The sequence below is a fragment of the Bradyrhizobium sp. LeoA1Lang genome (assembly GCF_055413685.1).
The window spans coordinates 20,681-27,193 of record NZ_JBVAPG010000113.1 but is presented as its reverse complement, the minus strand read 5'-3'; the positions used below and the strand labels follow the sequence as shown (position 1 = coordinate 27,193).

Here is a 6,513-nt window from a genome sequence, read left to right as displayed (position 1 = left end):
CTCGACAACACCAGCTCGACGGTCTGGCGCTTGTATTCTTCGGTAAATGACCGACGTTGACGTTCCATTCAACACCTCCGGGCTCAATGAGCCTACTACAGGTGTCCACTCATTCGGAGGAGGTTCACTCACCCGGCGCAACGCCATAGCCGAGGCTCCGCTTCGGCGTTCTCTAAGGACGGCCGCCGAAGGCGGCCTCCACCTCTCCCGCAAGCGGGAGAGGTGAAGATTCAGCCTGATCGGATCATACTCAAGCTGACCATTCAACGAAGGGAACCAGTTCCCGGTTCCTAAAATGGCATGCCGGCGCGGCTCACGCCCGATAGAGATAAAGATAGTTCGGCGAGAACAGCGCCGTGCTCTTGAGCGCATCCAGGTCGGTGATCGTCAGCGTCCGTTCGCGCAGCAGGATCAGGCCGGAGCTGCGCAAGTCCTGCAGCGTGCGGTTGAGATGGACCACCGAGAGGCCGGTCGCGTCGGCCAGATCCATCTGGGTCACCGGAAAGGCGCAGGAATTGCCGTCGATCAGGCCGACCGGCCGCAACCGTTCATAGATCTCGCATAGCAGATGCGCTACGCGCTCGAGCGCCAGCCGACGGCCGAGATTGATCGCCCATTCGCGCTGGATCGCGCTGCTCACCAGCGTCTCGCACCAGAACGCCTCCGCGACCGAACGGTCGTCCGCGACCAGCGCCTCGAACTGCGCGCGTTTGACCTCGGCATAGACCACTGGCGTCAGGCTCGCGATGGAATGATCCATCACCGGTAGCAGATAGGTGTAGGCGTCGCAGGTCTCTCCCGGCAGGATGAAATTGACGATCTGGCGCCTGCCGTCCTCCAGCGTCTTGTAGCGGCACAGCCAGCCCGACAGGATGATCCGCACGCCGTGGACCGCATCGCCCTCGCAGATCAGGTCCTCGCCCGCGCCGACATGCTGCATGCCCTCGCGTATCGCCCGTTCCAGCGCAGCGACACCCTCGTCCGACAAGGGCCGCAGCGCATTCAGTCGCCGGATCACCGGCTGCGCCAGAATTCCCTCGACGGGTGGGGGATGCATCTAGCTGTCCAGTACCGGCGTGTGGATGGTTCGCCGGCTCAAGGGAATGATGATGGTGCAGTGAAGGCCGCCAGCATTGAACATCATCATGGTCTGTCCCTTGAACTCGAACGCCAGCGTCCGCTCCAGCAGTTCGGTGCCAAAACCCTTGCGCGGCGGCGGCGCGACGGACGGGCCGTTCCGCTCGCGCCAGTCGAAAACCAGCCGTGGCGGATTGACCGCCTCGTCGATCCGCCAGCTTATCTCGATGCGCCCTGAAGGCTGGCTCAGCGCACCGTATTTCAGCGCATTGGTCGCAAGTTCATGGAGGGCAAGCGCGAAAGTTTCCGCGGCCTTTGACTGGAAACGCACTTGCGGGCCGGAGACGCGCAATTGCTCGCCTTCGCGGGCATTATAGCCGAGCAACTCCTCGATGACGAGGTATTCGAGATCGACGCCGCCTTCGGGGTCGCGGATCACCAGCGCCTGGGTCCGTGCGAATGCGTTCAGGCGGCCGTCGAGATGGGCGGCATATTCGTCGACGCTCGAGCTGGTTTCGGCGGAGCGGCGCGCGATCGAGCGGATCACGCCGAGCGTGTTGCGGACGCGGTGCTGAAGCTCGGCGAGCAGCAGCCGCTGCCGCTCCTCCGCGCGCGTGATCGCGGTGACGTCGATGAAGGTGATGACCACGCCGGCAATGAAATTGCCGATACTCCGGTACGGCAGGATGCGGACGACGTAGCGCGTGCCGCTGTCGGGCGCACTTAGTTCGCGCTCGGCGCTGGCGAGCGTACGCAGCACGCGGCGAACGTCGTCATAGAGCTCCTCGATCGGAATGCGCGCCTTGATCTGCGCGATCGGCCGGCCGACGTCGGTTTCGACCAGATGCAGCACCTGGGTGATCGCGGGCGTGAAATTCATCACCTTGAGGTCATTGTCGAGGAATACGGTCGCGATCTGCGTGCCTTCAAAGAAGTTCTTCAGATCGCTGGTGGCGCGCGCCAGCTCCTTGACCCGGTGCGCCAGCTCGCCATTGACGGTTGCCAGCTCCTCGTTCAGCGCCTGATATTCCTCGTTGGAGGATTTCAGCGCCTCGTTGGTGCTTTCGAGCTCCTCAATGGTGGCCTGCAGCCGCTCGCGCGTCGTCAGCAATTCGCTTTCCAGCCGCTCGACGTGCTCGGGCCTGACCAGCGCATTGGGATTATTCTCCTTGTTGTCGGCGACGCGGGCCGGGGGCACTTCAAACCCCTGCCTCTCCTCCAGCCGCCGCAGATGGCGGGCATAGATCTGGATGTGCTCGGGGATCTGATCGGGCGGCAGCACGTAATCGGCGATCGCGGCCGCATGATTGCTGTCGGCGAGTTGATCGACATGATCGCCAGCGACCCGCTCGGCGATGGCCAGCCCGCCATGGTCCTTCAGGGTCTCAACGCCCAGCGTCCCGTCGCCGCCAGTCCCGGCAAGGACGACCCCGATCGCCTCCTCGGCGCGCTCCTCCGCGAGCGATACCAGGAAGCTGTCGATCGTGGCGCGTTCGCCTGGCGCCTGCGCGGCCCCGCGGATCGCAAGACGACCGCCCTGGATCGTGGCGATCCTGTCGACGGGGCAAAGATAGATCGTGCCGCCTTCGATCATGGCGCCGTCCTGGATCTCGGAGAGCCGGCTGCCTTCCGGTCGCTGCAGCATCTCTCGCAGCCGTCCGTCGTCGAACGCCTCGCGGCGCTGCAACACCAACACGATGGCCTGGTCGGAATTGAGCGCCAGCCTCGAGAAGAACCGCTCGATACTGTCCATCGCACCGGCAGACGCTCCGACGCCGATGATCAACGGTGCCTTGGCCCGACGTCTACCGTCCGCTGATTCCGATCCGACTTCACTCATGGGGCGGCGGCTCTCGCTGTTCTGTCAGGGCCTGATTTGGCGTGGCAAAAACCATGCACATAGCGAAGCTTGACGCTATCCCAACGGTGACTACGGCGAAATAACGCGTGAGGGCGCCGCCCAACGCAACCCCGCCATAACGCATTGAGGACGCCCATACCGGCGCGTCCAGCTAGGAAGATCGGCCCGCAGCGATCAATTCGCATCCGAGTTGCACAGGTTAGTGCGCCGGTTCCAAAATGCTGCCACGCTGCTTGGCCTCGGAGCATCGGGCGGGTTGCATCATGAATGAACTCGACGAACGGATTGAGCAGCTCGAGCGCAGAGCCGCGGAAAGCACGCTGATTGCCGACCTCTCGCCAAGACGGGAAATCCGGATCCACAACACCCGTCTGGCCGACGAACTGCGGCAGGTCGCTGCCGAACTCAAGATGCTGCAGTCGGAGAGACCTTGGGCGGCCTGAGCGGCGGGTGTGCTCGCGAACGGTATTCGTCTGGAGACGCGCTCCTTACTATGAGGGGGCGATATTGCATGCGCGGCAGCGCGAAATATCCAAGCGATTCCAACGTGATTTGCCCCGTCCAGCCGTGCAGCGAAAAATAAACCGCTTAACCCGTCGGGCAAATCACGACTATGACTCCGCGCGTCTCACGGCGGATGAGGGGCGGCTCGCGATCGTCACGAACGTTGCGGTGAGATGCGGTGGACGCGATGTGCGTGACTGACGAGCGCGCGCATCACGGACGGCGAAGTCGTGTGGTCCTGGCGCCCCGACGCTGGCGCTAAGTTTTTCGCGCGAACAAGTTCGCGCTTGAGATGACGGTGGCAAGAAAGCCCGGTCACCGGGGAGAGCACGAAGTAAGCCGTAACACCATCGCGCAGGGAAAGCCGGAATGCTTCGGTTGAACCTGTGGTCCTACCCCCGTGCTTTTTTTTGCACGGGACCCACGGGTGCAACCGGCACCCGGCTTTCCCTGCGCCCTCTGCTCAATGAGAGGGTGGAACGAGATGCAAAGCTCGGGCATAACGTGCCGCGAGAATGCGGACGCATATCTTCTCTCCAACTCCATCGTCATGCCCCGCGAAGGCGGGACATCCAGTATCCCGCGGCCTCTCGATCAAGCTCAGGCGCCTCTGGAATACTGGATCGTCCGCCTTCGCGGACGATGACGGCGGAGAGCTGTTTGATATTTGAATCAGAACTCTCCCCGTCATCCCGGGCTTGACCCGGGACCCATAACCACAGGCGTTTGTGATGTGCTCAGCTGCAACCGCTTGCTTGCGCCACAACACCTCCCTGTGGTTATGGGTCCCCGCCTTCGCGGGGCGACAGTTGTAGGATGGGTAGAGCGCAGCGAAACCCATCGCGCGGCTTGCTCCATCGCGATGGGTTTCGCTGCGCTCTATCCATCCTACGGGGCCGCGAGGCGTGAGAGAATCCATCGCGCCGACAGAGCTTGAATCAACTGGCCCGCACCTGATGGAGATGCGGGCCAGCTCGTCTTCCAGACTGTCTTCAGTGCCGATCGGAATCGCCGGCCTTAAGCGCCACTGAGAGGCTGCGCACTGGCCGGGTCACGACCGGATCGAGATCAAAGCGCTTCTCGAGCAGTTTGAGGATCGAGGTCGTATCGTAATCCTCGTGGGCGACGCCCGACTTCTCGAAGCGCTTGGAGATCAGGAGCGCCGGGATACGGGTGCCGGGTCCCCACTGGTCCGCAGCCTTCGCATCGTCGCCGCGACGATTGTGGGGCGGCGGCGGGACGTGATCCCACTGACCACCGAACTCGTCATAGGTGATGACGATGAGGGTGTCCTTGCCATCCGGTCCCTCGGTGATCGCCTTGACCAGATCAACCAGATGCTGGCTGCCCTCGGCCTCGCTGGCGTAGCCAGGATGCTCGTTCTCTTCGCCGATCGGCTTGATGAAGCTGACGTCCTTCAACCTGCCGTTCTTTGCCGCCTGGATGAACTCCGCCTCATCCTTCAGATGATCCTTGCGGGCCTTCGTGCCGGGCGCGTAGTTGGCGAAGTAGTTGAACGCCTGGTGGTGGAACTGGAAGTCCACGTCGGCGCAGTTGGGGAAAACCGCCGTGGGCAGATGGTTCGGATCGGTGCAGGTGGTGCCGTTTCCGTTGGTCCAGCCCGAAGCGCCGACGTCACCATTGGCGTTCGACCAGCCGCCCGAATACCAGGCCCAGTCGACGCGCTTGGCCGACAGCCGATCGCCGATGTTGGGCGTGTTGAGCGGCGGCAGGCGCCGGGCATCCGCCGTGCCGGGCGAATAAGGCTGATAGAACGGCTGGGTGGTGTTGACGGCATAGTCGCCGCAGGCGAGCCCGGTCGGCAGACCGGCTTGGCTGCACTTGGCGGTCAGTTGCGCATCCTTCACCGTGGAGAGCGGGGTGTAAAGCGGCGTGCTGGTCGGCATGCCGTTGGCATCGACGATGGAGTGCAGGTCGGTGGCGCTGCCGTCGTTGGATGCGCCGACGAATTGCGGAGCGGCAGCCGCGACCAGGAACTGGTGGTTGAGGAACGAACCGCCGAAGGCGCCCTGGAAGAAGCTGTCGGCAATCACGTAATTCGGCGCGCCGCGATCGTGCAGATAGCGGTAGATCGGCAGCTTCTTGGTGTCGTAATAGCCCATCACAAGACCCGAAGCATCGCTGCCGGTCATGTAGCGGTTCTGCCGGCCGCCATTGATCTGATACTGCTCGCTGTAGAAGCGATGCACGATGTCTTCCGTGCAGCCGCCGGGCAAGCCGGTGCCGTTGAGGAAGCCGTGAGCCGCGAACGCGCCGATCGGCTTCGGGCAGGTGGTTGCCGAAGTCGGAATGAAGTCGTTGATTTCGAACGGCTTGTTCTTGAAGGCGCTGAGGATCGCGACCGAGCTTCCGTTGTCGGTGCAGCTCGTCGGCAACGGCGAGGGCGAGGTCAGGTTGACGTCATTCTGCAACAGGCAGGTGTAGACCGTCTTGCTGTCCTGGCGGACCTGCAGCGTGTGCGGCTGATCGGCGTCGGAAACGCCGTTGATGTTGTCACGGCCGACAGCGCCCCAGTGGCCGTAGAGGTTATCGAAGCTGTGATTTTCCTGATAGATAATTACGACATGCTTGTATGCCTTCAGCAGATCGTCCCGATCATGGTGACCATGATCATGGTCATGATCATGATGTCTGAAGTCGTCGCCGTTGTTGTGCTTGAACTGGTCGACGATCTTGTCGACGAGATTCTCTGCCTTGGCCACCGGCGCGACAGCGATCGCACCAACAGCCAATGTGAGCGCGGGAATGGCTCCCCAAAGCCGCATGGTTTTCTCCCCTGAGAGCAAAGATGGAATGAAACGCAAGTGAGGCTAACTGCCGCACATTTCGATCCGATGACTGTTTTCCGACAATGTGAGAGTCGCGCACACGCTGAGACCTCAGCGCCATTCTTAGACGGATATCGAGGTGTGCTCTGCCATCTGAGTGTCATCAAACCGACGACAAGTTTTGTCTATCCAATCCTGCTGCGGTCTCGCGAGCAGGGACACTGTCATCTGTGCGACATCTGCTGTTCACAGACCGCCCAACTAATAAATTGCTGCAGGGGC

At 62.3% G+C, this 6,513-nt stretch carries 4 protein-coding genes; 1 reads left to right on the top strand and 3 read right to left on the bottom strand.

The window, feature by feature from the left end; translation table 11 throughout:
* Positions 1-313: 313 nt before the first annotated feature.
* Together ACZYOF_RS30120 and ACZYOF_RS30115 are read right to left on the bottom strand one after the other, a co-directional pair.
* Positions 314-1,057, bottom strand: coding sequence for a Crp/Fnr family transcriptional regulator (locus tag ACZYOF_RS30120; protein ID WP_130579039.1), 744 nt, complete (start codon positions 1,055-1,057; stop codon positions 314-316).
* Entirely contained in the window at positions 1,058-2,917 is a 1,860-nt protein-coding gene (locus ACZYOF_RS30115; protein WP_130579037.1) for a chemotaxis protein CheB, read from the bottom strand. It abuts the gene before it with no gap.
* Positions 2,918-3,201: 284 nt separating this feature from the next.
* Here ACZYOF_RS30115 and ACZYOF_RS30110 point away from each other — a divergent pair, with 284 nt between their 5' ends.
* Positions 3,202-3,381: a hypothetical protein gene (locus tag ACZYOF_RS30110; protein ID WP_245476134.1), complete on the top strand. Its 180-nt coding sequence runs from the start codon at positions 3,202-3,204 to the stop codon at positions 3,379-3,381.
* A gap of 1,053 nt (positions 3,382-4,434) precedes the next feature.
* On the opposite strand, the gene ACZYOF_RS30105 is transcribed toward ACZYOF_RS30110, so the two are convergent.
* Positions 4,435-6,228 carry an alkaline phosphatase family protein gene (locus tag ACZYOF_RS30105; RefSeq protein WP_463718039.1) on the bottom strand — a complete coding sequence of 598 codons (1,794 nt, stop codon included), beginning with the start codon at positions 6,226-6,228 and terminating at the stop codon, positions 4,435-4,437.
* Between the last annotated feature and the right edge of the window lie 285 nt (positions 6,229-6,513).